Origin of the sequence: Nocardioides bruguierae (assembly GCF_023656415.1) — a bacterium.
GTDB classification, from domain to species: Bacteria; Actinomycetota; Actinomycetes; order Propionibacteriales; family Nocardioidaceae; genus Nocardioides; species Nocardioides bruguierae.
Genome location: NZ_JAMOIL010000006.1, coordinates 83,687 through 107,977 on the forward strand (window position 1 = coordinate 83,687; position 24,291 = coordinate 107,977).

Consider the following 24,291-nt stretch of genomic DNA (forward strand, 5'->3'; position numbering starts at 1 on the left):
CCGTTCCTGCCCGGTCCCCGAGGGCGCGGGGTGGCGAGATCCGCCGCAGGACGTGGGTCACGTGCCCTGCTCGCGGACGCCGGGGTGGCACCCGGCGCAGCACGGGGCAGCACGGGGGAGCACGGGGAGCGCGGCCTCAGAGGCGGCCGGCCGCCTTGAGCGCCAGGTACCGGTCGGCCAGGGCCGGGGCGAGGTGGTCGGCGTCGGCGTCCAGGACGTCGACGCCCAGCCGCTCCAGCAGCGAAGCGGTGGCCGCGCGCCGGGCGAGGGTCTGCTCCGCCGCCGCGGCGCCGTAGACGGCCGCGGCGTCGTCGCGGCGCGTGCGCAGCGCGGCCAGCTCCGGGTCGCGCACGGACGCGAGGAGGACCCGGTGGTGGGCGGTGAGGGCCGGGAGCACGGGCAGCAGCGACTCCTCCACGGCCGCGGGCTCCAACGGGGTCAGCAGCACCACCAGCGCCCGGTGCCGTCCGAGGGCCTGGACGGCCGAGGCCAGTCCCGACCAGTCGGCCTCGGCCAGCACGGGCTCCAGGTCGGCCATCGACTCGGACAGCGCGCCGACGACCGCGGTGCCACCGGCCCGGGTGCGGGCGCGCACCCGCCGGTCGCCGGCCACCAGGTCCACGCGGTCGCCGGCGCGGCCGGCGAGGGCGCCCAGGAGCAGGGCGGCGTCCATGGCGGCGTCGAGCCGCGGCACGTCGCCGACGCGGGCGGCCGAGGTGCGGGAGGTGTCGAGCACGAGGACGACGCGGCGGTCCCGCTCGGGCTGCCAGGTGCGCACGACCACCGAGCGGTTGCGCGCGCTCGCCCGCCAGTCGATCGAGCGGACGTCGTCGCCGCGCACGTACTCGCGCAGCGAGTCGAACTCCGTGCCCTGCCCGCGCACCCGCACCGCCGAGCGGCCGTCCAGGTCCCGCAGCCGGGCCAGGCGCGAGGGCAGGTGCCGTCGCGAGCCGAAGGCCGGCAGCGCCCGCACCGACCCCGCCAGGGTCGCGGTGCGCTGCCGCGCCGCCAGGCCCAGCGGGCCGGCCGAGCGCACGGTGAGCCCGACCGCGCGCCGGTCGCCGCGGCGGGTGGGGCGCAGCGCCGTCGTCAGCACGGTGCTCTCGTGCGGGCCGAGCCGCACGCGGTGCCGGTCCTGGCCGGCCCCGGCCGAGGGCTGCCAGCCGTCACGCACCAGGAGCCGCACGCGGCGGGGCCCGGCGGACAGCCGCACCCGCGTCTCGCCCGCCTCGCCCAGCCGCACCCGACCCGGTCGGTCGCGCTCGAGCCGCAGCGTCCGTGGCGAGGGGGCCAGCGCGACGTCGAGCAGGACCAGCGCGCCCACCACGGTCAGCCACAGCCAGACGGTGGACGGCTCCGGGCGCACCAGCACCGCCACCAGCCCGAGGGCCAGCAGCAGCGGGGTGCGTCCGGTGATCGCCATGCGCGTGCCTAGCGGGGGACCGGGACCGAGGCCAGCGCGGCGGACAGCACGCCCGCCGCGTCCACGCCCTCGATCTCGGCCTCGGGCCGCAGCGCGAGGCGGTGCACGAGGGTGGCGTGCGCCAGCGCCTGCACGTCGTCCGGGGTGACGAACTCCCGGCCGGTCAGCCACGCCCAGGCCCGCGCCGCGTGCAGCAGGGCCGTGGTGCCGCGCGGGCTCACGCCCAGCGAGAGGGACGGGGAGGTGCGGGTCGCCCGGGCCACGTCGACCAGGTAGCCCAGCACCTCCGGGGACACCTCCACCCCGGCCACGGCTCGTCGGCCCGCGAGCACGTCGGCCGGCCCCGCCACGGTCCGGACGCCGGCCGCGCCGACGTCGTGCGGGTCGAACCCGGCTGCGTGCCGACGCAGCACCTCGACCTCGTCCTCGCGCGGGGGCACCGGGAGGACGACCTTGAGCAGGAACCGGTCGAGCTGGGCCTCGGGCAGCGGGTAGGTGCCCTCCTGCTCGACCGGGTTCTGGGTCGCCGCGACCAGGAACGGCCTGGGCAGCGACCGGGTCTCGCCGTCGGCCGACACCTGCCCCTCCTCCATGGCCTCCAGCAGCGCCGACTGCGTCTTCGGCGGGGTCCGGTTGATCTCGTCGGCCAGGAGCAGGTTGGTGAAGACGGGGCCCTCGCGGAAGGTGAGGTCGCCGCCGCGCTCGACCACCAGCGAGCCGGTGATGTCGCCCGGCATGAGGTCCGGGGTGAACTGCACCCGCCGGGTGCGGACGTCCAACGTCGCCGCCAGCGTGCGCACGAGCAGCGTCTTCGCGGTGCCCGGCACGCCCTCGAGCAGCACGTGGCCGCCGCACAGCAGCGCGACGAGGAGCCCCGAGACCGCCGCGTCCTGGCCGACGACGGTCTTGGCGACCTCCTCGCGCACCGCGCCGAGCCGGGCGCGGGCCTGCTCGGCGGTGGGCAGGTCCGTGGGGGTGGGGTCGGTCATCGGGGGTCCCTCTCGTCGGTCGGGGGCGTGGTGGTCGGTGTCGTCGTGGCCGGCGCCGGCACGCCGGCGTCGTGCTCGAGGCGGTCGAGGTCGGTGGCGAGCCGGGTCAGGGCGCGGTCGTCGTCGACCGGGCGTGCCCCGGCCGCAGGCTCGGGGGCGAGGAGGGCGCGGACCTCGGCCTCGTCCCGACCGGCGGCGGAGGCGACGGCGAGGACGAGGGGCTCGCCCGCGGCCGGCCCGGGAGGGACGCCGAGGTGGTCGGCCAGCCTGCCGCGGCTGCCCGCGCGCAGGGCCGCGGCCGCGTGGGGCGCGTCGCCGGCCCGGTGGTAGAGGCGTCCGCGGGCCAGCGTGGTCTCGGAGGAGCGCACGACCACGGGCAGCGGCTCGCTCACCAGCGGACCGAGGCGGCGCCCGCGCCACACGGCCACGGCGACCACGACGAGGAGCGTCAGCCACAGCCCGGGTGCCAGGGCGTCCGGCAGCTCGGCCAGGGCGCCGGCCTCCGAGGGCAGCGCGTCGGCCGGGTCCGGCACGTACCAGACGAGCCGGTCCCGGGCCCCGAGCAGCCGCAGGGCGACGGCGGCGTTGTCGGCGTCGAGCACCTGGTCGTTGCGCAGCACGCCGGTGGCACCGAGGAGGGTGGCCTCGCTCGTCCGCGTCACGAGGGCCCGACCGCGGCCGAAGCAGCCGGGCGCGTCGTAGGCGTAGGCGTCGGTGGAGGAGACCACGAGCCCGTCGAGCGCACCGGCGAGGACGGGGTCGTCGCACCGGGCGGGCACGTCGCGACGCTCGCCGACGGAGCGCGCGGCGACGTCGAGCCCGAGGGCGGAGACGGTGAGCGGCCCGGCGCCGGCCACCACCAGCTCGCCCTCGCCGGCCGAGGAGAGCAGGGCGGCCGCCGTGCTCGGGCTGAGCGCCCACGACGAGGTGACCAGCACCGTGGCCGGCCCGCCGCCGGACAGGGCCCCCTCGAGCGCGTCGGCGCCGCGGGCCACGTCGACCTCGACGCCCTGGGCGGCCAGCACCCGGGCGAGGGCCCGTGCCCCGTCAGGGGCGGGGTTCTCGGGGTCCAGGGCCGCGCTGGGCGTCGGCGCCGGCACCAGGGCCACGGTGAGGGCGACGAGCCCCGCCACCACGGCGAGGAGGACGAGCAGCGGCCGGGCCCGCCTCATGCGTCGCTTCCGGACGACCGCGCCGGGGCGTGGTCGAGGTCGTGCTCGAGGTCGAGCACCGCCGAGGCCGTCGTGAGGTCGGGGGCCCGGTGCCCGTAGAGCGCGGCGTCGAAGGCGGCCGCCGCGGCGAGGAGGTCGCCGGCGTGCTCCGGGTGGACCCGGCCCAGGCGCCGCGCGACCCCGCCCGCGGTGGTGCCGGGCGCGTCCTCCAGGTGGCCGCGCTCCACCTGCCGCACGGCCAGGGCGCGATAGCCGTCGAGCAGCGCCGTCGTCGCGTCGCCCGCCTCGAGGGCGGCGCGGGCCCGGGACCGCAGCGTCGCAGCGCTCAGCGTGCCGGCGCCCAGGAGGTCGCCCGCTCCGTCGCGGCGGGCCCGCGCACCGTGCCGCAGCCGGGACGCCAGCAGACCCACCCCGACGCCCAGCACCGCCAGCACCAGCAGCGTCAGCACGGTCGGCAGCGGCCCCAGGTCGAGGCCGGACGCCCCCGGTGCCCCGTCCAGCAGGCCGCCGAGCCAGTCGAGGAACCGCCCCCACCAGTCGGTGTCGGTGTAGGCCGGGTCCGTCAACTCCTCGCGCAGCAGGCCGCGCGCCTCGTCCGGCGACGGCGTCAGCGGCGGGGCCGGCGGCGAGATCAGCGCGCGAGTCAGCGGGGAGGCAGCGAGCAGCGGCGAGGCCACGGGGAGCAGGAGCACGGTCGGGCGGTCACCAGCTCGGTGGCGCGGACGGCGGCGGCCCCGGTGCGGCTCCGGGCGGGCCGGCCTGGCCGGGTGCGACGCCGGCCGTCGGCACCGGTCCCGTGAGCCCGGCGCGCTGGAGCAGCTCGAGGTCCCAGCCGTCGCGTCGGATGCGCAGGTCCACGTACTGCAGCGTGGTGGCGGCGGCCTGGAAGGGCACCGACAGCGTCCCGGCGACCACCTGGCTCAGCACCTGGCCGAGCACCAGCAGGAGCATCGTCCAGCGGGGGTCGAGCAGGTAGGTCAGCAGCTCGAGCACCAGGGTGACGGGGAAGGACACCACCGAGGCCACGACCGAGGTGATGAGGCCGACGAGGATCGCGATGCCCAGCGTGCGCCAGAAGGCTCCCCGGGTCAGGGACCACGCGCGACCCAGGGCGGAGAGCACGCCCCGGCGCTCCAGGACCAGCGCGGGCACGGCGACGAGGGCCAGCCTGACCCAGGCGAAGACCGACGCCACCGCCCACAGCACGAAGCCCAGCAGGCCCCACAGCAGGGCGGGGACGAGCGGGTCGTCGGCGAGCGCCACCACCAGCAGCAACGGCCCGAGCCAGACGAGGGCGAGCAGCAGGCTGCCGAGGCCCAGCAACAGGCTGAGGCCGACCAGCCGCAGGCGGGTGCCGGCGGTGCCGGCCCAGGCCTGGGCCAGGGACGTGCGGACACCCAGCAGCCCCCGCTCGACGGCCACGGCGACCATCCCCTGCACCAGCAGGTAGCCGACCCACATCACCAGGAACCCGAAGCCGGCGCTGAGCCCGACGGCCGCCCACGCCTCCCACCGGACGTCGCCGAACGGGTCGGTGCCGGAGGCCGCGGTGTCGAGCGCGATCAGGTCCAGGGAGCCGTCCCCGGAGACCAGGGCGGTGACCAGCACGGGCACCAGGCCGGCGAGCACGCTGGCCAGCGCCGCCGAGCCGAGGGCGGCGGCGGGGCTCAGCCGGAGCAGCTTGAAGGCACCGCCGAGGACGTCGCCCAGCCCGAACGGTGCCAGGGGGACGATGCCGGGCCGGTGGACGGCGGGCAGCCACTGCCGCGGGGGCGGGCCTGCCGGCTGTCCCCAGCCGGGCGGGGGAGGACCGGGGGCGGGCGGGGTCGTGCCCGGCTCCCGGGGATCGCCGGGAGGCGGGTAGCCTGGGGGGACGTCGGCAGGCATGGGTCTCCGTGCTCGCTCGGCAGCTGGGGCAGGTCCCGCGGCTCGCAGGACCTCGCGCGGTGCGCGGGGACATCCTGACAGAGCGCACCGTCAGGGGTCCGCCGCAGGCCCGTCGCGGGGCTCCGCCGCCCCCGACGACGCGCCCGGGACCGGGGGTGCCCGACGAATTTGTCGCAGCGGGGTACGTCTGCCAAGATAGCTGAGTTGCTCCGGCGGGTCGCCGGGGCGCGGCACACCTTGACTTCTGAATCGCGTCTCCCTCTCCCGGGTTCCCGGGGCAGGAGAACTGTGTTCCAGGGGTCGCTGTGCGCCCGCCGAACCAGGGGACCCGATTCAGCCCCCCGAGGGCTGCCACCAGCCGGAACCGACCAGGACCCGGTCCAGTGGCATGCCCGCGATTCCCCCGTGAATGGCGACACGCCCGACCGCGGGGGTCGGAGGAAGGCTGGGTGGGAGGGCAGCGCGGGACCCACTCAAGCCCGAGGACGTCCCGCATGACTACGCACGCGGCAGCTGACGAGAAGGACGAGAGAGACCTATGGCGGGACAGAAGATCCGCATCAGGCTCAAGGCCTATGACCACGAGGTGATCGACACCTCGGCGCGCAAGATCGTGGACACGGTCACCCGCACGGGTGCCAAGGTCGCCGGCCCGGTGCCGCTGCCGACCGAGAAGAACGTGTACTGCGTCATCCGCTCGCCCCACAAGTACAAGGACTCCCGCGAGCACTTCGAGATGCGCACCCACAAGCGCCTCATCGACATCATCGACCCGACCCCGAAGACCGTCGACTCCCTGATGCGGCTCGACCTGCCGGCGGGCGTCGACATCGAGATCAAGCTCTGAGGTCTGCGAAAATGACTTTCGAACGCAATGTGAAGGGCCTGCTGGGCACCAAGCTCGGCATGACCCAGCTCTGGGACGAGAACAACCGCGTCATCCCCGTGACCGTGATCGCCGCCGGCACCAACGTCGTCACCGGCGTCCGCACGCCGGACGTCGACGGCTACAACGCCGTGCAGCTCGGTTTCGGTGAGATCGAGGCCCGCAAGGTCTCCAAGCCCGTCGCGGGCCAGTTCTCCAAGGCCGGCGTGAACCCCCGCCGCCACGTCGTCGAGATCCGCACCACCTCCGCCACCGAGTACTCGGTCGGCCAGGAGGTCACCGTGGAGACCTTCGCCGCGGGCGAGGAGATCGACGTGACCGGCACCAGCAAGGGCAAGGGCTTCGCCGGTGTCATGAAGCGTCACGGCTTCGCCGGTGTGTCCGCCTCGCACGGTGCCCACCGCAACCACCGCAAGCCGGGCTCCATCGGTGCCTGCGCCACGCCGGGTCGCGTCTTCAAGGGCCTGCGCATGGCCGGCCGCATGGGTAGCGACACCGTCACCACCCAGAACCTGACCGTCCACGCGGTGGACGCGGACAAGGGCCTCATCCTCATCAAGGGCGCCGTTCCCGGCCCCAAGGGTGGCGTGCTGGTCCTCCGCTCGGCCGCCAAGAAGACCCAGGAGGCCTGAGCATGGCTGTCAAGACCGTGAAGGTCGACTTCCCGGCCGAGATCTTCGCCGTGGACGTCAACGTCCCGCTGATCCACCAGGTCGTCGTCGCCCAGCAGGCTGCCGCCCGCCAGGGCACGCACGCCACCAAGACCCGCGGCGAGGTCCGCGGCGGTGGCAAGAAGCCCTACAAGCAGAAGGGCACCGGCCGCGCCCGTCAGGGCTCGACCCGCGCTCCGCAGTTCGCCGGCGGTGGCACCGTGCACGGCCCGCAGCCGCGCAGCTACGACCAGCGCACCCCCAAGAAGATGAAGGCCGCCGCCCTGCGTGGCGCCCTCTCGGACCGGGCCGCGAACGGTCGCATCCACGTGGTGGAGTCCCTCGTCTCCGGCGAGACCCCCTCCACCAAGGCCGCCCTGGCCGCGCTGAAGACGGTCGCCGAGCGCACCAACTTCCTCGTCGTCGTGGACCGGTCGGACGACCTGACCGTGCTGTCGCTGCGCAACGTCGTGGAGGCTCACCTGCTCTACGCCGACCAGCTGAACACCTACGACGTGCTCGCCTCCGACGACGTGGTCTTCACCCAGGCCGCGTACGAGGTCTTCGTGGCCGGCGCGACCAAGAAGGAGGCCTGAGCATGAGCACCCTGCACAAGGACCACCGTGACGTGCTGATCGCGCCGGTCGTCTCCGAGAAGAGCTACGGCCTGCTCGACCAGAACAAGTACACGTTCGTCGTGCACCCCGACGCCAACAAGACCGAGATCAAGATCGCGGTCGAGAAGATCTTCGACGTCAAGGTGACGAGCGTGAACACGCTGAACCGTCCCGGCAAGAGCCGCCGCACCCGCTACGGCATGGGCAAGCGCAAGGACACCAAGCGCGCGATCGTCAGCCTGGCCGAGGGTCACCGCATCGACATCTTCGGCCAGGTCGGCTGACCGGTCAGGATACGAGGAACTCAGTTATGGCTATCCGCAAGTACAAGCCGACCACCCCGGGCCGTCGTGGCTCGTCGGTCGCCGACTTCGTCGAGATCACCCGGACCACGCCGGAGAAGTCCCTGACGGTGCCGCTGCCCAAGAAGGGCGGCCGCAACAACCAGGGCCGGATCACCACCCGTCACCAGGGTGGTGGCCACAAGCGTGCCTACCGGATCATCGACTTCCGTCGCTACGACAAGGACGGCGTCCCCGCCAAGGTCGCGCACATCGAGTACGACCCCAACCGCACCGCGCGCATCGCGCTGCTGCACTACGCCGACGGCGAGAAGCGCTACATCATCGCGCCTCGCGACCTGACGCAGGGCACCGCGGTCGAGGCCGGCCCGAACGCCGACATCAAGCCCGGCAACAACCTGCCCCTGCGCAACATCCCCGTCGGCACCACGGTGCACTGCGTGGAGCTGCGCCCGGGCGGCGGCGCCAAGATCGCCCGCTCGGCCGGCATGTCCGCCCAGCTCATCGCTCGTGAGGGCTCCCGCGCCACGCTGCGCATGCCCTCCGGCGAGATGCGCTTCGTCGACGTGCGCTGCCGCGCCACCGTCGGTGAGGTCGGCAACGCCGAGCAGTCCAACATCAACTGGGGCAAGGCCGGCCGCATGCGCTGGAAGGGCAAGCGCCCGACCGTCCGCGGTGTCGTGATGAACCCGGTCGACCACCCGCACGGTGGTGGCGAGGGCAAGACCTCCGGTGGCCGTCACCCGGTCTCCCCGTGGGGCAAGCCCGAGGGCCGGACGCGCAAGCGCAAGGCCTCTGACTCGCAGATCATCCGCCGTCGCAAGTCCGGAAAGGGCCGTAAGTAATGCCTCGCAGCCTGAGCAAGGGTCCCTTCGTCGACGACCACCTCATGAAGAAGGTGGACGCGGAGAACGAGAAGGGCAGCCACAACGTCATCAAGACGTGGTCGCGTCGCTCGATGATCGTGCCGGCCATGATCGGCCACACGATCGCGGTGCACGACGGCCGCAAGCACGTGCCGGTGTTCGTGTCCGACTCCATGGTCGGCCACAAGCTGGGGGAGTTCGCTCCCACCCGCACCTACAAGGGCCACGTGAAGGAAGACCGGAAGGGCCGCCGCCGCTGACGCGGGGGCGACCAGAGGAACTGGAGAGAACGAGCACATGAGCGTTACTGAGCGCCGGCGCACCAGCGCCCGCCGCGAGTCGCTGCTCGGCGACCAGCCGGGCGCCTTCGCGACCGCCCGCTTCGTGCGGATCACGCCGATGAAGGCGCGTCGTGTCGTGGACATGGTCCGCGGCTCGAGCGTCGAGGAGGCCCGCGCCCTGCTGGCCTTCGCCCCGCAGGCCGCCAGCGAGACGGTCCTGAAGGTCCTGGAGTCCGCCGTGGCCAACGCGGAGAGCACCGAGGGCCTCGACACCGACGACCTGGTCATCTCGACCGCCATGGTCGACGAGGGCCCGACGATGAAGCGGTGGCGCCCGCGCGCCCAGGGCCGCGCCACGCGGATCAACAAGCGCACGAGCCACATCACGCTGGTCGTCACGCCGGCCAACAACGGAGAGGGTGCCTGATGGGTCAGAAGATCAACCCGAACGGCTTCCGTCTGGGTATCAGCACGGACCACAAGTCCCGCTGGTACGCCGACAAGCTCTACAAGTCGTACGTCGGTGAGGACGTCGCGATCCGCAAGCTGCTCAGCAAGGGCATGGAGCGGGCCGGCATCTCCAAGGTCGAGATCGAGCGGACCCGGGACCGCGTGCGGGTGGACATCCACACCGCTCGTCCGGGCATCGTCATCGGCCGCCGCGGCGCCGAGGCCGACCGCATCCGCGGCGAGCTCGAGAAGCTGACCGGCAAGCAGGTCCAGCTGAACATCCTCGAGGTCAAGAACCCGGAGGTCGACGCCCAGCTCGTCGCCCAGGGTGTCGCCGAGCAGCTGTCCGGCCGCGTGCAGTTCCGCCGCGCCATGCGCAAGGCGATGCAGACCACGATGCGCTCCGGTGCCAAGGGCATCCGGATCCAGTGCTCCGGCCGCCTCAACGGCGCCGAGATGTCGCGCACCGAGTTCTACCGCGAGGGTCGCGTCCCGCTGCACACGCTGCGTGCCGACATCGACTACGGCTTCTACGAGGCCCGCACCACCTTCGGCCGCATCGGCGTGAAGGTGTGGATCTACAAGGGCGAGGTGTCCGGCTCCCGTGCCGAGCGCCAGGCCCAGGCCGCCGCCCGCGCCGGCGTCCCCGGTCGCGGTGGCAACAACCGCGGTCGCGGTGGCGACCGTCCGTCGCGCGGTTCCCGCGGCGACCGTCCGACCCGCGCCGACCGCGACCAGCAGACCGAGGCTCCGGCCGAGGCCGCTGCCGCTCCGGCGCCCGAGACCGCTCCGGAGGCCTGACATGTTGATGCCCCGTCGCGTCAAGCACCGCAAGCAGCACCACCCGAAGCGATCGGGTGCGGCCAAGGGCGGCACCAGCCTCGCCTTCGGTGACTTCGGCATCCAGGCCCTCGAGGGCCACTACGTGACCAACCGTCAGATCGAGTCCGCTCGTATCGCCATGACGCGTCACATCAAGCGTGGCGGCAAGGTGTGGATCAACATCTACCCCGACCTCCCGCTGACCAAGAAGCCGGCCGAGACCCGCATGGGTTCCGGCAAGGGTTCCCCCGAGTGGTGGGTGGCCAACGTCAAGCCGGGCCGCGTGATGTTCGAGCTGGCCGGCGTGCCGGAGGACATCGCTCGCGAGGCCATGCGTCGCGCGATCCACAAGCTGCCCATGAAGTGCCGTTTCGTCACCCGAGAGGGCGGTGAGTTCTGATGTCGAACGCCCAGGCGCACGAGCTCGACGAGCTCAACGACGTCGACCTGGAGGCCAAGCTCCGCGAGGCCAAGGAGGAGCTGTTCAACCTCCGTTTCCAGGCCGCCACCGGCCAGCTGGAGAGCCACGGCCGGCTGCGGTCGGTCAAGAAGGACATCGCCCGGATCTACACGGTGGTGCGCGAGCGCGAGCTCGGCATCCGTACCGCTCCGGGCGCGAGCAACGAGGACGGTGCCGCATGAGCGAGCAGACGATCGAGCGCAACAGCCGCAAGACCCGTGAGGGCATCGTGGTCAGCGACAAGATGGACAAGACCGTGGTCGTGTCCGTCGAGGACCGCGTGAAGCACGCCCTGTACGGCAAGGTCATGCGTCGCACGAGCAAGCTCAAGGCCCACGACGAGGCCAACGAGTGCGGCATCGGCGACCGCGTCCTCCTCATGGAGACCCGCCCGCTGTCCGCCACCAAGCGGTGGCGCGTGGTCGAGGTCCTCGAGAAGGCCAAGTGACTCCTCGCCCCCAGGGCGAGATCCAACCCATGAAGTTCGGCCAGGCTCACGAGCCGCAAGCCCGTGAGAACCAGCTCGACAACCAGGAGAAACAGCAATGATCCAGCAGGAGTCGCGACTGAAGGTCGCCGACAACACGGGTGCGAAGGAGATCCTCTGCATCCGCGTTCTCGGTGGCTCGGGTCGCCGCTACGCCGGCATCGGTGACACCATCGTCGCCACCGTCAAGGACGCGATCCCCGGCGGCAACGTGAAGAAGGGTGACGTCGTCAAGGCGGTCGTCGTGCGCACCGTCAAGGAGCGCCGCCGGCCCGACGGCTCGTACATCCGCTTCGACGAGAACGCCGCCGTGATCCTCAAGAACGACGGCGAGCCGCGCGGCACCCGCATCTTCGGCCCCGTGGGTCGCGAGCTGCGGGACAAGAAGTTCATGAAGATCATCTCGCTCGCCCCGGAGGTGCTGTGAGCATGGCCAAGAACCTGAACGTCAAGAAGGGCGACACCGTCAAGGTGATCGCCGGCAAGGACAAGGGCGTCGAGGGCAAGGTCATCCGCACGATCCCCGGTGAGGACCGGGTCATCGTCGAGGGTGTCAACCTCGTCAAGAAGCACACCAAGTCCGTCAACAACGGCGGTCGCGAGGGCAGCACCGGCGGCATCGTGACCGCCGAGGCCCCGATCCACGTGTCCAACGTGGCGCTGGTCGAGGGCAAGGACACCACGCGCGTGGGCTTCAAGCGCGTCGAGGTGACCAAGCGTCGCCCCGACGGCTCGACCTACTCGTCCGAGCGCAGCGTCCGCATCTCCCGCAAGACCGGCAAGGAGATCTGAGATGACCGAGACCACCGAGAACCCGGTGATCTCCGCGAACGTGCCGCCGCGTCTGAAGACCCGGTACCGCGAGGAGATCCTTCCGGCCCTCAAGTCCGAGTTCGACATCGCCAACGTCATGCAGGTGCCCGGCCTGACCAAGATCGTGGTCAACATGGGTGTCGGCGAGGCTGCGCGCGACGCGAAGCTGATCGACGGCGCCGTCCGCGACCTGACCGCGATCACCGGTCAGAAGCCGACCGTGACCAAGGCTCGCAAGTCCATCGCGCAGTTCAAGCTGCGCGAGGGCATGCCGATCGGCTGCCACGTCACGCTCCGCGGTGACCGCATGTGGGAGTTCCTGGACCGTCTGCTGTCCATCGCCCTGCCCCGTATCCGCGACTTCCGTGGCCTGAACGGCAAGCAGTTCGACGGCAACGGCAACTACACCTTCGGTCTCACCGAGCAGGTCATGTTCCACGAGATCAACCAGGACAAGATCGACCGCACCCGCGGCATGGACATCACCGTGGTCACGACCGCCACGAACGACGACCAGGGTCGGGCGCTGCTCAAGCAGCTCGGCTTCCCGTTCAAGGAGAACTGACATGGCGAAGACCGCTCTGAAGGTGAAGGCCGCCAAGAAGCCGAAGTTCAGCTCGCGCGGTTACACCCGCTGCCAGCGTTGCGGCCGGCCGAAGGCCGTCTACCGCAAGTTCGGCCTCTGCCGGATCTGCCTCCGGGAGATGGCGCACCGCGGCGAGCTGCCCGGTGTGACCAAGTCCTCCTGGTGACCCGAGACTTCTTCGTATCCACACACAAGTCGCCCAAGGTCGCGTCCGCCCGTGAGGGCGGGGCGCGAAACCGGGGTGGAGAAAGGGCCTCACGGCCATGACGATGACTGACCCGATCGCAGACATGCTCACGCGTCTGCGCAACGCCAACCAGGCGTACCACGACTCGGTGACCATGCCCTACAGCAAGCTGAAGCAGGGCCTGGCCGACATCCTCCAGCAGGAGGGTTACATCACCTCGTACGTGGTCGCCGACCCGGCTGAGGGTGAGGTCGGCAAGACCCTCACCATCACGCTGAAGTACGGCCGCAACCGCGAGCGCTCGATCGCCGGCGTCCGCCGGATCAGCAAGCCCGGTCTGCGCGTGTACGCCAAGCACACCGGCCTCCCCAAGGTCCTCGGCGGCCTGGGCGTGGCGATCATCTCCACGAGCCAGGGTCTGCTGACCGACCGCCAGGCGAACCAGAAGGGCGTGGGCGGCGAAGTCCTCGCCTACGTCTGGTGACGACGAGACCGAGATAGGAGAACTACAAGCATGTCGCGTATTGGCAAGCTCCCCATCACGGTCCCGTCCGGCGTCGACGTGACCATCGACGGCGCGCTGGTGACCGTCAAGGGCCCCAAGGGCACGCTTTCCCACAAGGTCGCCGCGCCGATCACGGTCGAGCGCAACGAGGCGGACCTCGAGGTCAAGCGCCCCGACGACGAGCGTGAGTCCAAGGCCCTCCACGGCCTGACCCGCACGCTGGTCAACAACATGGTCGTGGGCGTGACCCAGGGCTACGAGAAGAAGCTCGAGATCCGTGGCGTCGGCTACCGCGTGCTGCCCAAGGGCCCCACGCAGCTGGAGTTCCAGCTCGGCTACAGCCACTCGATCGTGTTCGACGCCCCCGAGGGGATCACCTTCACCACGGACGGCCCGACCAAGCTCGGCGTCCAGGGCATCGACAAGCAGCTCGTCGGCGAGGTCGCCGCGAACATCCGCAAGCTCCGCAAGCCCGAGCCCTACAAGGGCAAGGGTGTGCGTTACGAGGGCGAGCACGTCCGCAGCAAGGTCGGAAAGGCTGGTAAGTGACGATGGCTATCTCCCTGTCCAACCACAAGCACACCGCGGCGAAGACCCGCTCCCGCCTGCGCCGTCAGGTCCGGGGTCGCAAGAAGCTGCACGGCACGGCCGAGCGTCCGCGCATGGTCGTCACCCGTTCCTCCAAGCACCTCTCGGTGCAGGTCGTCGACGACCTGGTCGGCAAGACGCTGGCCAGCGCCTCCTCCATGGAGGCCGACGTCCGCACCCTCGAGGGCGACAAGACCGCCAAGGCCAAGAAGGTCGGCGAGCTCGTCGCCGAGCGGGCCAAGGCTGCTGGTGTGGAGGGCGTGGTCTTCGACCGCGCCGGCAACAAGTACCACGGCCGCATCGCGGCCCTGGCCGACGCCGCCCGTGAGGGCGGCCTGACCTTCTGATCGCGAACGAGAGAGTAGAGGAAGTAGTCTCATGAGCGGAGCCCAGCGCGGACAGCGCGGTGGCGAGCGCCGTGGACGCGACAACGGTCGCGGCAACCAGGGCGCGGACAAGACCGCCTACATCGAGCGTGTCGTCGCGATCAACCGTGTCGCCAAGGTCGTGAAGGGTGGTCGTCGCTTCAGCTTCACCGCCCTCGTGATCGTCGGTGACGGCGAGGGTCTCGTCGGCGTCGGTTACGGCAAGGCCAAGGAGGTGCCGGCCGCCATCGCCAAGGGTGTGGAGGAGGCCAAGAAGGCGTTCTTCCAGGTCCCCCGCATCCAGGGCACGATCCCTCACCCCGTCCAGGGTGAGAAGGCTGCCGGCGTGGTCATGCTGCGTCCGGCCGCCCCCGGTACCGGTGTGATCGCCGGTGGTCCGGTGCGTGCCGTCCTGGAGTGCGCCGGCATCCACGACATCCTGAGCAAGTCGCTCGGGTCGTCGAACCAGATCAACATCGTTCACGCGACCGTCGAGGCGCTGAAGATGCTGGAGCAGCCCGAGGCCGTCGCGGCCCGGCGTGGCCTGCCCGTCGAGGCTGTCACCCCCGCCGCGCTGCTGAAGGCGCGCAACGAGGTGCCCGAGGGCTCCTCGCAGGAGGTGGCCTCCTGATGGCGCAGCTCAAGATCCAGCAGCTGAAGTCGACCATCGGCTGCAAGCAGAACCAGCGCGAGACCGTGCGCTCGCTCGGTCTCAAGCGGATCGGCGACGTCGTCGTCAAGGAGGACCGCCCCGAGATCCGCGGGATGGTCCAGACGGTGCGTCACCTCGTGACCGTCGAGGAGGTTGACTGACATGACGCTCAAGCTGCACAACCTGAAGCCCGCCCCGGGCGCCAAGACAGCCAAGACCCGCGTGGGTCGTGGTGAGGCCTCGAAGGGCAAGACGGCCGGCCGCGGTACCAAGGGTACGAAGGCCCGCTACCAGGTTCCGGCTGCGTTCGAGGGTGGCCAGATGCCCATCCACATGCGCATGCCGAAGCTCAAGGGCTTCAAGAACCCGTTCAAGGTCGAGTTCCAGGTCGTCAACCTCGACAAGCTCTCCGCGCTCTACCCCGAGGGTGGCGCGGTGACCGTCGAGGACCTGGTCGCGAAGGGTGCGGTTCGCAAGAACCAGCCCGTCAAGGTGCTCGGCACCGGTGACATCTCCGTCAAGGTCGACGTGAGCGCCAACGCGTTCTCGTCCTCCGCCTCGGAGAAGATCCAGGCCGCCGGCGGGACCACGACGCTCGTCTGAACCCCTGCGACGAAGGGCGCGGGGCACCACTTCGGTGCGTGCCCCGCGCCCTTCGTGCGTCCCCGGGGACCGTTCGTCGAACGGGCTCCCGGGTCGGACGTGGATGCAACATCTCACCTGTTAGGCTTCCCCGGGCTCGCTGGGCGTGACCTGGGAGTCGTTGTCTGAATGCAGAAAGAGGATCTCGTGCTAGGCGCGTTCGCCAACGCTTTCAGGACGCCGGACCTGCGGCGCAAGCTGCTCTTCGTCCTGGGCATCATCGTGATCTTCCGAGCGGGGTCGCAGATCCCCGCGCCGGGCGTGGACGTCGCCAACGTCCAGCAGTGCATCGACGCTGCGCAGTCCGGCGCCAACGCCAGCCTCTACAGCCTGGTGAACCTGTTCTCCGGTGGTGCGCTCCTCCAGCTCACCATCTTCGCGCTCGGGATCATGCCGTACATCACGGCCAGCATCATCCTGCAGCTGCTCGTCGTGGTGATCCCGCGGCTCGAGGCGCTGAAGCAGGAAGGCCAGGCCGGCCAGACCAAGATCACCCAGTACACGCGGTACCTGACGCTGGGCCTGGCCCTGCTCCAGGCGACCGGCATCGTGGCGCTGGCGCGGTCGGGGGACCTGCTCCAGTGCGAGCTCCCCCTCCTGCACGACGACGGCGTCACCGCGTTCCTCGTCATGGTCATCACCATGACGGCCGGCACCGCGGTCATCATGTGGCTGGGCGAGCTCATCACCGAGCGCGGCGTGGGCAACGGCATGTCGATCCTGATCTTCACCCAGGTCGTCGCCACCTTCCCGGGCGCCATGTGGCAGGTCCAGATCAGCCAGGGCTGGTGGACCTTCGGCATCGTGCTCGTGATCGGCCTCGTGCTGGTCGCCGCCGTGATCCTCATCGAGCAGGCGCAGCGCCGCATCCCGGTGCAGTATGCCCGCCGGATGGTGGGTCGCAAGATGTTCGGCGGCTCCTCGACCTACATCCCGCTCAAGGTGAACCAGGCCGGCATCATCCCGGTCATCTTCGCCTCGTCGCTGCTGTACCTGCCGGCCATGGCCGTGCAGTTCAACCAGACGAGCGACGCGGGCTGGGTCCAGTTCATCAGCACCTACTTCGTGCGGGGCGACCACCCGCTCTACATGATCGCCTACTTCGGGCTGATCGTGTTCTTCACCTACTTCTACGTCTCGATCACCTTCAACCCGGTGGAGGTCGCGGACAACATGAAGAAGTACGGCGGCTTCATCCCCGGGATCCGGGCGGGCAAGCCGACCGAGGACTACCTGTCCTACGTCCTGTCCCGCATCACGCTGCCCGGAGCCGTCTACCTCGGCCTCATCGCGCTCGTGCCGCTCATCGCGCTGGTCCTGATCAACGCGAACCAGAACTTCCCGTTCGGCGGCACGTCGATCCTCATCATGGTGGGCGTCGCGCTCGACACGGTGAAGCAGATCGAGAGCCAGCTCCAGCAGCGCAACTACGAAGGATTCCTTCGCTGATGAGAATGATCTTCATGGGTCCCCCCGGTGCCGGCAAGGGCACCCAGGCCGCCCTCGTCGCGGGCCGCTACGGCATCCCCGCCATCTCCACCGGCGACATCTTCCGCGCCAACGTCGGCCAGGGCACGCCCCTCGGCCTGGAGGCGAAGAAGTACATGGACGCCGGCGAGTACGTGCCCGACTCGGTGACCAACTCGATGGTGCGCAACCGCATCGCCGAGGCCGACGCCGAGCCCGGCTTCCTCCTCGACGGCTACCCGCGCACCACCGCGCAGGTCGAGGAGCTCGACGGGATGGTCGCGGCCACCGGGCACAGCATCGACGTCGCGGTCGTGCTCACGGTCGACTCCGAGGAGCTCGTCCAGCGTCTGCTCAAGCGCGCGGAGACCTCCGGGCGCAGCGACGACAGCGAGGACGTCATCCGTCACCGCCAGCAGGTGTACGTGGAGCAGACGGCCCCGCTGATCGACGTCTACCGCGAGCGCGGCCTCCTCGTCGAGGTCGACGGGATGGGCGAGGTCGACGAGGTCACCGAGCGCATCCTCGCCGCCCTCGACGCGCGCGCCTGAGTCCTCGTGGGATGGCGTGACCGCGGCGTCGAGATCAAGACGCCCGAGCAGCTCCTGCTGATGCGTCGCGCCGGCCTGGTGGTCGGCGCGACGCTGCAGCTCCTCTCCGAGAGCGTCCGCCCCGGCATGACCACCGGGGAGCTGGACGCGATCGCGGAGGACAGCATCCGCTCCCGGGGGGCGGTGCCCTCGTTCCTGGGCTACCAGGGCTTCCCCGGGAGCATCTGTGCCTCCGTGAACGAGGAGGTCGTCCACGGCATCCCCGGTGACCGGGTGCTGGCCGAGGGTGACCTCGTCTCCATCGACTGCGGTGCGATCGTGGAGGGCTTCCACGGCGACGCCGCGCTCAGCGTGGTCGTCGGTGGTGCCCCGTCCGCGGCGGACGCCGAGCTCCTGCGCATCACGCAGGAGTCGATGTGGCGCGGCATCGCCGCCGCCCGCGACGGCGGTCGGGTCACCGACATCGGTCACGCGGTCGAGTCCTACGTCCGCTCCCAGGACGCCACCGGCACCGCGCTCGGCATCGTCGAGGACTACGTGGGCCACGGCATCGGCACCGAGATGCACCTGCCGCCCAACGTCCCGAACTACGGCAAGCCCGGTCGCGGGCCGCGTCTCGTCCCCGGACTCGCGCTGGCCGTCGAGCCGATGCTCACCGCGGGAGACCCCGAGACCGACATCCTCGAGGACGAGTGGACCGTGGTCACCGCCGACGGTGCCCGCGCCGCCCACTTCGAGCACACCTTCGTGCTCACCGAGCACGGGCACTGGGTGCTCACCGCGCTCGACGGGGGAGAGGAGCGCCTGACCGCGCTCGGCGCCACCTTCGGCCCGCTCGCCGACTGACGGCCGGGGCGTCCGGCGTCACGTCGGCGCCGGCTGCGTCGACGTGGGCGGGGCTGGGTACGGTGAACAGGTCGCGTCCGCCCCGGGGTCGCGACGTCCGTTCCTGAAAGGCCCCCTGTGGACGTCCCCGTCTGGCTCTGGGTCGGCACCGTCGTGCTGACCACCACCCTGCTCCTCGTCGACGTGCTGGTGATCGGCCGGCGGCCGCACGAGCCGAGCACCGCGGAGTCCGCGCGGCACCTGGCCGGCTTCGTCGGCCTGGCCGTGCTGTTCGGGCTGGGGGTCTGGTACTTCTCCGGCGGCGACTACGCCGGCCAGTTCTTCGCGGGGTGGCTGACCGAGTACTCCCTCTCGGTCGACAACCTCTTCGTCTTCCTGCTGATCATGGCCCGCCTGCACGTGCCGCGGCAGTTCCAGGCCACCGCCCTGCTCATCGGCATCGTCATCGCCCTCGTGCTCCGTGGCGTCTTCATCGCCCTCGGCGCGGCCGCGATCGACCAGTTCAGCTGGGTGTTCTACCTCTTCGGCCTGTTCCTCGTGTACACGGCCGTCAAGCTCGTCCTGGACCACGGCGAGGAGGACCCCGCCGAGCCCGCGCCCGTGCGCTGGGTCCGCACGCACCTGCCGTTCTCCGACCACTACGACGGCGTGAAGCTGTCCACGCGGGTCGACGGCCGGCGACTCGGCACCCCGATGCTGATCGTCGTGCTCACCCTGGGCATGACCGACCTGCTCTTCGCGCTGGACTCGATCCCTGCGATCTACGGGCTCACCAGTGAGGCGTACCTCGTCTTCGCGGCCAACGTGTTCGCCCTGATGGGCCTGCGCCAGCTCTACTTCCTCATCGGCGACCTGCTCGAGCGGCTGGTCTACCTGTCCTACGGCCTCAGCGTGCTGCTCGCCTTCATCGGCGTGAAGCTGGTGCTGCACGCGATGCACACCAACGAGCTGCCCTTCCTCAACGGCGGCGAGCCGATCTCCTGGGCGCCCGAGGTGCCGACCTGGCTCTCGCTGGTGGCGATCGTGGTGATCCTGGGCGTCACCACCGTGGCCAGCCTGCTCAAGGACGCCAAGGACCGGGTGGACGCGGCCGGCTGACGCCGGTCGAGGGCCGGGGCGGCATCGCGGCGAGACCCGCGAGGAACAGCGTCGGTAGCGCCGGTGTTGTGACCGGTGATGACCACGCAGCTCCCCACCCTGTCAGTCCTCGACCTCGTCCCCGTGCGCGGTGACCAGTCCTCGGCGCAGGCCCTCGCCGCGACCCTCGAGGTCGCGCGGGCCGCGGACGCCCTCGGCTACCACCGGTACTGGGTGGCCGAGCACCACAACATGCCCGCCGTCGCGGCGACCAACCCGCCGGTGCTGCTCGCGATGATCGGCTCGGCCACGAGCCGCATCCGCGTCGGCAGCGGCGGCGTCATGCTGCCCAACCACGCCCCGCTGGTGGTGGCCGAGCAGTTCGCACTGCTCGAGGCCGCGTTCCCCGGCCGCGTCGACCTCGGCATCGGGCGGGCCCCGGGCACGGACCCGATCACGTCCTACGCGCTGCGCCACGGTGCCGGGGGAGTGGACGACCAGGCCGTCACTCGGTTCCCGCAGTACGTGGACGACGTGCTGGCGATGATGGACACCGACGGCGTCGCGGTCAGCGTCGCCGGCCGCACCCAGGCGCTGCGGGCCACGCCGGCTGCCGACTCGGTGGCCGCCGTCTGGCTGCTGGGCAGCAGCGACTACTCGGCCCGCCTCGCGGCGGAGAAGGGCCTGCCCTACGTCTTCGCCCACCACTTCAGCGGGGACGAGCGGGCCACCGCGGACGCGGTGCGGCTGTACCGGGAGTCCTTCCGGCCCTCCGAGCTGCTCGCCGAGCCGCGGACGTTCCTCACCGTCAACGCCAGCGTGGCCGAGGACGCGGACGAGGCCTACCGGCTCGCCCTGCCCCAGCTGCTCACCATGCTCGCGCTGCGCACCGGTGCTCCGCTGCGTCCGCTGGCCTCGGTGGAGGAGGCGGAGAAGGTCGACCTGGGCGCCGGCCAGCAGGAGATCGTCGACGCCATGGCGTCGCGCTGGGTGATCGGGGCCCGGGACGAGGCGCGCCGCCGCGTCGCAGACCTGGCCGCTCGCTTCGCGGTGGACGAGGTGATGGTCAACCCGGTCGCCGGGGCCCACGAGGGCACCGAGCCGGGCAGCGCACCGGCGCGCGTCGACACGCTGCGGCTGCTCGCCGGCTGATGCTGGCGCGCGGGCACCCGCGCGCCTACACTGCTGGACCCGCCCCGGCGAGGCCGATTCGTGGTTCCACACGGCTTCGCCCTACACTGGCGTGTCGGTCCAACGTGGGCCGTACCGCTTTCCTCGCGGCTGCCCGTGCCCAGCACGGCAAGAGGGAGGTGGGCGGCGGCACGAGGTCCACGACCACCTGCGTGGTCGGAGGTTCCCGGACCACCCGAGCAGCGACCTGCTGCCCGGTGCACCAACGGTAGACACCTACAACGGATTGCGGAGGACATGCCGAAGAAAGAAGGCGTGATCGAGATCGAGGGCACCGTCGTGGAGGCCCTGCCCAACGCCATGTTCCGCGTCGAGCTGAGCAACGGCCACAAGGTTCTCGCCCACATCAGCGGCAAGATGCGCCAGCACTACATCCGGATCCTCCCCGAGGACCGCGTGGTGGTGGAGCTCTCCCCCTACGACCTGTCCCGCGGTCGGATCGTCTACCGCTACAAGTAGCCAGCCGACTGGCCCCCCCGGGGCCACAGGAAGGACCTGACATGAAGGTCAAGCCGAGCGTCAAGAAGATCTGCGACAAGTGCCAGGTGATCCGTCGCCACGGCCGCGTCATGGTCATCTGCTCCAACCCGCGTCACAAGCAGCGCCAGGGCTGAGCCCGAGCGTCTCGACGCACCGCGTGGCCCACGGGCCGCGCACCAGCACCACCGCAACAACTCCACACACGTGTCCGCTAAGGCGCCCCTCACCTCGGTGATCGGTGCCGGCATCCACCTCCGGAGCAGGAGCCGGAGCCCGGGTCTCGACGAGACGTCCCGGGGCGCGGCACGACCGACACTCCCGCAGAACCAGAAAGGCCACTGACATGGCACGCCTCGTCGGTGTCGACCTTCCGCGCGACAAGCGCATCGAGGTCGCTCTCACCTACATCTACGGCATCGGCCGTACCTCCGCCAAGAAGGTCCTCGAGGTGACCGGCGTCGACCCCAGCACGCGGGTCCACGCGCTCACCGAGGACGACCTGGTCAAGCTTCGCGACGCGATCGAGGCCAGCTACCAGATCGAGGGTGACCTCCGCCGTGAGGTCCAGGCGGACATCCGCCGCAAGATCGAGATCGGTAGCTACCAGGGTCGCCGCCACCGCATGGGTCTGCCCGTGCGTGGTCAGCGCACCAAGACCAACGCGCGTACCCGCAAGGGCCCCAAGCGCACGGTCGCCGGCAAGAAGAAGGCGAAGTGACGGCGGGCCTCACGGCCGCCTCCCGCTGACTTCCTCGATCCACACTCGACCAGAACTTCAGGAGAGAAATGCCTCCCAAGAGCCGTCAGGCTGCGGCGAAGACCAAGATCCGCCGCAAGGAGAAGAAGAACGTCGCTCAGGGCGAAGCCCACATCAAGAGCACGTTCAACAACACCATCGTCACGATCACCGACCCGACCGGTGCGGTGATCTCGTGGGCCTCTGCCGGCACCGTCGGCTTCAAGGGCTCCCGCAAGTCCACCCCGTTCGCCGCGCAGATGGCCGCCGAGGCCGCGGGTCGTCGGGCGATGGAGCACGGCATGAAGAAGATCGACGTCTTCGTCAAGGGCCCGGGCTCGGGCCGCGAGACGGCGATCCGTTCCCTGGGTGCGATCGGCCTCGAGGTCGGCACCATCCAGGACGTCACGCCGACGCCCCACAACGGCTGCCGCCCGCCCAAGCGCCGCCGCGTCTGACCCCGCGCACGAGAACAGGAGACTTGAGAAATGGCCCGTTACACCGGCCCCATGACCCGCAAGTCGCGCCGTCTCGGCGTCGACCTGGTGGGTGGTGACGCCGCTTTCGAGCGTCGCCCGTACGCCCCCGGCCAGCACGGCCGCGCCCGCATCAAGGAGTCCGAGTACCGCACTCAGCTCCAGGAGAAGCAGAAGGCTCGCTTCACCTACGGCGTGATGGAGAAGCAGTTCTACAACTACTACGTCGAGGCCTCCCGCCGCGACGGCAAGACCGGTGACAACCTGCTCCGCATGCTCGAGGCCCGCCTCGACAACGTGGTGTACCGCGCCGGCTTCGCGCGCACCCGCCGTCACGCCCGCCAGCTCGTGGTCCACGGCCACTTCCTGGTCAACGGCAAGAAGGTGGACATCCCCTCGTACCAGGTCTCCGCGCACGACGTCATCGACGTCCGCGAGAAGTCCCTGGAGATGACCCCGTTCATCGTGGCCCGCGAGACCCACGGTGAGCGCGTCGTCCCGGCGTGGCTCGAGGCCCTGCCGCAGCGGATGCGCGTCCTGGTGCACCAGCTCCCCGTCCGGGCGCAGATCGACGTCCCGGTGCAGGAGCAGCTCATCGTCGAGTTCTACTCGAAGAAGTGACCTCGTGACGGCGCCCCGGCGGGTTTCGACCCGCCGGGGCTCCGTCGCCCCCGCGCCACCTCCTCCACCCCCGCAGTTCGGGTCCCTCATATAGCGGTCGGTCCCGGAAAGGAACACATCAGTGCTCATCGCACAGCGCCCCACCCTCTCGGAAGAGCCGGTCGACGAGTTCCGCTCGCGCTTCGTCATCGAGCCCCTCGAGCCCGGCTTCGGCTACACGCTCGGCAACTCGATGCGCCGCACGCTGCTCAGCTCCATCCCCGGCGCCTCGGTCACGAGCATCAAGATCGACAACGTCCTCCACGAGTTCTCCACGGTCGAGGGGGTCAAGGAGGACGTCACCGAGATCATCCTGAACCTCAAGGCGCTCGTGGTCTCCTCGGAGCACGACGAGCCCGTCACCATGTACCTGCGCAAGTCGGGTGCCGGTGACGTGACCGCCGCGGACATCGCCCCGCCGGCCGGTGTCGAGGTGCACAACCCCGACCTGCGCATCGCCACGCTGTCCGACAAGGGCAAGCTGGAGATGGAGCTCGTCGTCGAGCGCGGCCGTGGCTACGTCTCGTCCGCGCAGAACAAGGGCGCCGACAACGAGATCGGCCGCATGCCGGTCGACTCGATCTACAGCCCCGTGCTGAAGGTCAGCTACAAGGTCGAGGCCACCCGTGTCGAGCAGCGCACCGACTTCGACAAGCTGGTCATCGACGTCGAGACCAAGCCGTCGATCCGCCCGCGCGACGCCCTCGCCTCGGCCGGCAAGACCCTGGTCGAGCTCTTCGGCCTGGCGCGTGAGCTGAACGTCGAGGCCGAGGGCATCGACATCGGCCCGTCGCCGGTCGACGAGCAGCTGGCCGCGGACCTCGCCCTCCCGGTCGAGGACCTCCAGCTGACCGTCCGCTCCTACAACTGCCTCAAGCGCGAGGGCATCCACACCGTGGGTGAGCTCATCGGTCGCTCGGAGCAGGACCTCCTCGACATCCGCAACTTCGGTGCGAAGTCGATCGACGAGGTCAAGGCCAAGCTCGTGGAGATGGGCCTGTCCCTCAAGGACAGCGCGCCCGGCTTCGACCCGCACGCCGCCCTCGCCGCCTACAACGACGACGAGGACGACGCGTTCGTGGAGGACGAGCAGTTCTGACCCCGTGACGTGGCCCTGCGCGACGACGTGCGCGCAGGGGCCCCACCCGGGTCGGCCCCGCCGGGGGCCCCCCCCAGG

At 70.8% G+C, this 24,291-nt stretch carries 37 protein-coding genes; 32 read left to right on the top strand and 5 right to left on the bottom strand.

What is annotated here, in order from left to right; genetic code table 11:
• Window positions 1–136: 136 nt before the first annotated feature.
• Genes M8330_RS06245 through M8330_RS06265 form a run of 5 tightly spaced genes read right to left on the bottom strand, consistent with a single transcriptional unit; the run spans window position 137 to window position 5,471 of the window.
• Window positions 137–1,423, bottom strand: a complete 1,287-nt coding sequence (locus M8330_RS06245; protein ID WP_250826627.1) for a DUF58 domain-containing protein — start codon at window positions 1,421–1,423, stop codon at window positions 137–139.
• Between the two features lie 8 nt (window positions 1,424–1,431).
• Window positions 1,432–2,412, bottom strand: coding sequence for an AAA family ATPase (locus M8330_RS06250; RefSeq protein ID WP_250826628.1), 981 nt, complete (start codon window positions 2,410–2,412; stop codon window positions 1,432–1,434).
• Window positions 2,409–3,584: a DUF4350 domain-containing protein gene (locus tag M8330_RS06255; RefSeq protein ID WP_250826629.1), complete on the bottom strand. Its 1,176-nt coding sequence runs from the start codon at window positions 3,582–3,584 to the stop codon at window positions 2,409–2,411. Before M8330_RS06255 ends, M8330_RS06250 begins: the two co-directional genes overlap by 4 nt.
• Window positions 3,581–4,276: a DUF4129 domain-containing protein gene (locus tag M8330_RS06260; protein WP_250826630.1), complete on the bottom strand. Its 696-nt coding sequence runs from the start codon at window positions 4,274–4,276 to the stop codon at window positions 3,581–3,583. The genes M8330_RS06255 and M8330_RS06260 overlap by 4 nt, the downstream gene beginning before the upstream one ends.
• A 10-nt stretch (window positions 4,277–4,286) precedes the next feature.
• Entirely contained in the window at window positions 4,287–5,471 is a 1,185-nt protein-coding gene (locus M8330_RS06265) for a hypothetical protein (protein WP_250826631.1), read from the bottom strand.
• Between the two features lie 538 nt (window positions 5,472–6,009).
• Here M8330_RS06265 and rpsJ point away from each other — a divergent pair.
• From rpsJ to M8330_RS06425, 32 genes are all read left to right on the top strand, one after another.
• Window positions 6,010–6,318, top strand: a complete 309-nt coding sequence (gene rpsJ, locus M8330_RS06270) for a 30S ribosomal protein S10 (RefSeq protein ID WP_008360994.1) — start codon at window positions 6,010–6,012, stop codon at window positions 6,316–6,318.
• An 11-nt stretch (window positions 6,319–6,329) separates the two neighbouring features.
• A complete protein-coding gene (rplC, locus tag M8330_RS06275) occupies window positions 6,330–6,989 on the top strand; it encodes a 50S ribosomal protein L3 (RefSeq protein WP_250051620.1) in 660 nt (219 codons plus the stop codon).
• Between the two features lie 2 nt (window positions 6,990–6,991).
• Window positions 6,992–7,603 carry a 50S ribosomal protein L4 gene (gene rplD, locus M8330_RS06280; RefSeq protein WP_250051622.1) on the top strand — a complete coding sequence of 204 codons (612 nt, stop codon included), beginning with the start codon at window positions 6,992–6,994 and terminating at the stop codon, window positions 7,601–7,603.
• 2 nt (window positions 7,604–7,605) lie between these two features.
• On the top strand, window positions 7,606–7,908 hold the full coding sequence (gene rplW, locus M8330_RS06285) for a 50S ribosomal protein L23 (protein ID WP_250051623.1): 303 nt from the start codon (window positions 7,606–7,608) through the stop codon (window positions 7,906–7,908).
• A 26-nt stretch (window positions 7,909–7,934) separates the two neighbouring features.
• Window positions 7,935–8,771, top strand: a complete 837-nt coding sequence (rplB, locus tag M8330_RS06290; RefSeq protein WP_250051625.1) for a 50S ribosomal protein L2 — start codon at window positions 7,935–7,937, stop codon at window positions 8,769–8,771.
• Complete coding sequence (rpsS, locus tag M8330_RS06295; protein WP_250051626.1) at window positions 8,771–9,052, top strand: 30S ribosomal protein S19; 282 nt, start codon at window positions 8,771–8,773, stop codon at window positions 9,050–9,052. The genes rplB and rpsS overlap by 1 nt, the downstream gene beginning before the upstream one ends.
• A gap of 37 nt (window positions 9,053–9,089) precedes the next feature.
• Entirely contained in the window at window positions 9,090–9,500 is a 411-nt protein-coding gene (gene rplV / locus M8330_RS06300; RefSeq protein ID WP_250051627.1) for a 50S ribosomal protein L22, read from the top strand.
• The gene (gene rpsC / locus M8330_RS06305) at window positions 9,500–10,324 is read left to right on the top strand and encodes a 30S ribosomal protein S3 (protein WP_250826632.1); all 825 of its coding nucleotides are present in this window, start codon (window positions 9,500–9,502) and stop codon (window positions 10,322–10,324) included. Before rplV ends, rpsC begins: the two co-directional genes overlap by 1 nt.
• A 1-nt stretch (window position 10,325) precedes the next feature.
• Entirely contained in the window at window positions 10,326–10,745 is a 420-nt protein-coding gene (rplP, locus tag M8330_RS06310) for a 50S ribosomal protein L16 (protein WP_250051629.1), read from the top strand.
• On the top strand, window positions 10,745–10,987 hold the full coding sequence (gene rpmC / locus M8330_RS06315; RefSeq protein ID WP_250051630.1) for a 50S ribosomal protein L29: 243 nt from the start codon (window positions 10,745–10,747) through the stop codon (window positions 10,985–10,987). Before rplP ends, rpmC begins: the two co-directional genes overlap by 1 nt.
• The gene (gene rpsQ / locus M8330_RS06320; protein ID WP_250051632.1) at window positions 10,984–11,253 is read left to right on the top strand and encodes a 30S ribosomal protein S17; all 270 of its coding nucleotides are present in this window, start codon (window positions 10,984–10,986) and stop codon (window positions 11,251–11,253) included. Before rpmC ends, rpsQ begins: the two co-directional genes overlap by 4 nt.
• Window positions 11,254–11,350: 97 nt before the next feature.
• Window positions 11,351–11,719: a 50S ribosomal protein L14 gene (rplN, locus tag M8330_RS06325; RefSeq protein ID WP_136569994.1), complete on the top strand. Its 369-nt coding sequence runs from the start codon at window positions 11,351–11,353 to the stop codon at window positions 11,717–11,719.
• Between the two features lie 2 nt (window positions 11,720–11,721).
• Entirely contained in the window at window positions 11,722–12,084 is a 363-nt protein-coding gene (gene rplX, locus M8330_RS06330; RefSeq protein ID WP_250051634.1) for a 50S ribosomal protein L24, read from the top strand.
• Between the two features lies 1 nt (window position 12,085).
• Window positions 12,086–12,670: a 50S ribosomal protein L5 gene (gene rplE / locus M8330_RS06335; protein WP_250051636.1), complete on the top strand. Its 585-nt coding sequence runs from the start codon at window positions 12,086–12,088 to the stop codon at window positions 12,668–12,670.
• A 1-nt stretch (window position 12,671) separates the two neighbouring features.
• Window positions 12,672–12,857 (top strand): type Z 30S ribosomal protein S14, encoded by a 186-nt coding sequence (locus M8330_RS06340; RefSeq protein WP_250051638.1) that lies wholly within the window; start codon window positions 12,672–12,674, stop codon window positions 12,855–12,857.
• A 97-nt stretch (window positions 12,858–12,954) separates the two neighbouring features.
• A complete protein-coding gene (gene rpsH, locus M8330_RS06345; protein ID WP_250051640.1) occupies window positions 12,955–13,362 on the top strand; it encodes a 30S ribosomal protein S8 in 408 nt (135 codons plus the stop codon).
• 30 nt (window positions 13,363–13,392) lie between these two features.
• Window positions 13,393–13,932: a 50S ribosomal protein L6 gene (rplF, locus tag M8330_RS06350; protein ID WP_250051642.1), complete on the top strand. Its 540-nt coding sequence runs from the start codon at window positions 13,393–13,395 to the stop codon at window positions 13,930–13,932.
• A 2-nt stretch (window positions 13,933–13,934) separates the two neighbouring features.
• The gene (gene rplR, locus M8330_RS06355) at window positions 13,935–14,318 is read left to right on the top strand and encodes a 50S ribosomal protein L18 (protein WP_136570116.1); all 384 of its coding nucleotides are present in this window, start codon (window positions 13,935–13,937) and stop codon (window positions 14,316–14,318) included.
• A gap of 31 nt (window positions 14,319–14,349) precedes the next feature.
• On the top strand, window positions 14,350–14,967 hold the full coding sequence (gene rpsE, locus M8330_RS06360; protein ID WP_250051644.1) for a 30S ribosomal protein S5: 618 nt from the start codon (window positions 14,350–14,352) through the stop codon (window positions 14,965–14,967).
• A complete protein-coding gene (gene rpmD, locus M8330_RS06365; protein ID WP_250051646.1) occupies window positions 14,967–15,149 on the top strand; it encodes a 50S ribosomal protein L30 in 183 nt (60 codons plus the stop codon). The genes rpsE and rpmD overlap by 1 nt, the downstream gene beginning before the upstream one ends.
• 1 nt (window position 15,150) lies before the next feature.
• Window positions 15,151–15,591: a 50S ribosomal protein L15 gene (rplO, locus tag M8330_RS06370; protein ID WP_250051648.1), complete on the top strand. Its 441-nt coding sequence runs from the start codon at window positions 15,151–15,153 to the stop codon at window positions 15,589–15,591.
• Window positions 15,592–15,777: 186 nt separating this feature from the next.
• Window positions 15,778–17,079 (top strand): preprotein translocase subunit SecY, encoded by a 1,302-nt coding sequence (gene secY, locus M8330_RS06375; protein WP_250051650.1) that lies wholly within the window; start codon window positions 15,778–15,780, stop codon window positions 17,077–17,079.
• Window positions 17,079–17,648, top strand: a complete 570-nt coding sequence (locus M8330_RS06380) for an adenylate kinase (RefSeq protein ID WP_250826633.1) — start codon at window positions 17,079–17,081, stop codon at window positions 17,646–17,648. The genes secY and M8330_RS06380 overlap by 1 nt, the downstream gene beginning before the upstream one ends.
• 6 nt (window positions 17,649–17,654) lie before the next feature.
• Entirely contained in the window at window positions 17,655–18,494 is an 840-nt protein-coding gene (gene map, locus M8330_RS06385) for a type I methionyl aminopeptidase (RefSeq protein WP_250826634.1), read from the top strand.
• 117 nt (window positions 18,495–18,611) lie between these two features.
• Window positions 18,612–19,592 carry a TerC family protein gene (locus tag M8330_RS06390; protein WP_250826635.1) on the top strand — a complete coding sequence of 327 codons (981 nt, stop codon included), beginning with the start codon at window positions 18,612–18,614 and terminating at the stop codon, window positions 19,590–19,592.
• Window positions 19,593–19,670: 78 nt separating this feature from the next.
• A complete protein-coding gene (locus M8330_RS06395; protein WP_250826636.1) occupies window positions 19,671–20,723 on the top strand; it encodes an LLM class flavin-dependent oxidoreductase in 1,053 nt (350 codons plus the stop codon).
• 276 nt (window positions 20,724–20,999) lie between these two features.
• Window positions 21,000–21,221 (top strand): translation initiation factor IF-1, encoded by a 222-nt coding sequence (infA, locus tag M8330_RS06400; RefSeq protein WP_136569982.1) that lies wholly within the window; start codon window positions 21,000–21,002, stop codon window positions 21,219–21,221.
• Between the two features lie 41 nt (window positions 21,222–21,262).
• Window positions 21,263–21,376, top strand: a complete 114-nt coding sequence (rpmJ, locus tag M8330_RS06405; protein WP_136569981.1) for a 50S ribosomal protein L36 — start codon at window positions 21,263–21,265, stop codon at window positions 21,374–21,376.
• Between the two features lie 209 nt (window positions 21,377–21,585).
• Window positions 21,586–21,960: a 30S ribosomal protein S13 gene (rpsM, locus tag M8330_RS06410; protein ID WP_250051659.1), complete on the top strand. Its 375-nt coding sequence runs from the start codon at window positions 21,586–21,588 to the stop codon at window positions 21,958–21,960.
• A gap of 68 nt (window positions 21,961–22,028) precedes the next feature.
• A complete protein-coding gene (rpsK, locus tag M8330_RS06415; RefSeq protein ID WP_250051661.1) occupies window positions 22,029–22,436 on the top strand; it encodes a 30S ribosomal protein S11 in 408 nt (135 codons plus the stop codon).
• Between the two features lie 30 nt (window positions 22,437–22,466).
• Window positions 22,467–23,075: a 30S ribosomal protein S4 gene (gene rpsD, locus M8330_RS06420; protein WP_250826637.1), complete on the top strand. Its 609-nt coding sequence runs from the start codon at window positions 22,467–22,469 to the stop codon at window positions 23,073–23,075.
• A 121-nt stretch (window positions 23,076–23,196) separates the two neighbouring features.
• On the top strand, window positions 23,197–24,213 hold the full coding sequence (locus M8330_RS06425; RefSeq protein ID WP_250051665.1) for a DNA-directed RNA polymerase subunit alpha: 1,017 nt from the start codon (window positions 23,197–23,199) through the stop codon (window positions 24,211–24,213).
• The last annotated feature ends 78 nt before the right edge of the window (window positions 24,214–24,291 follow it).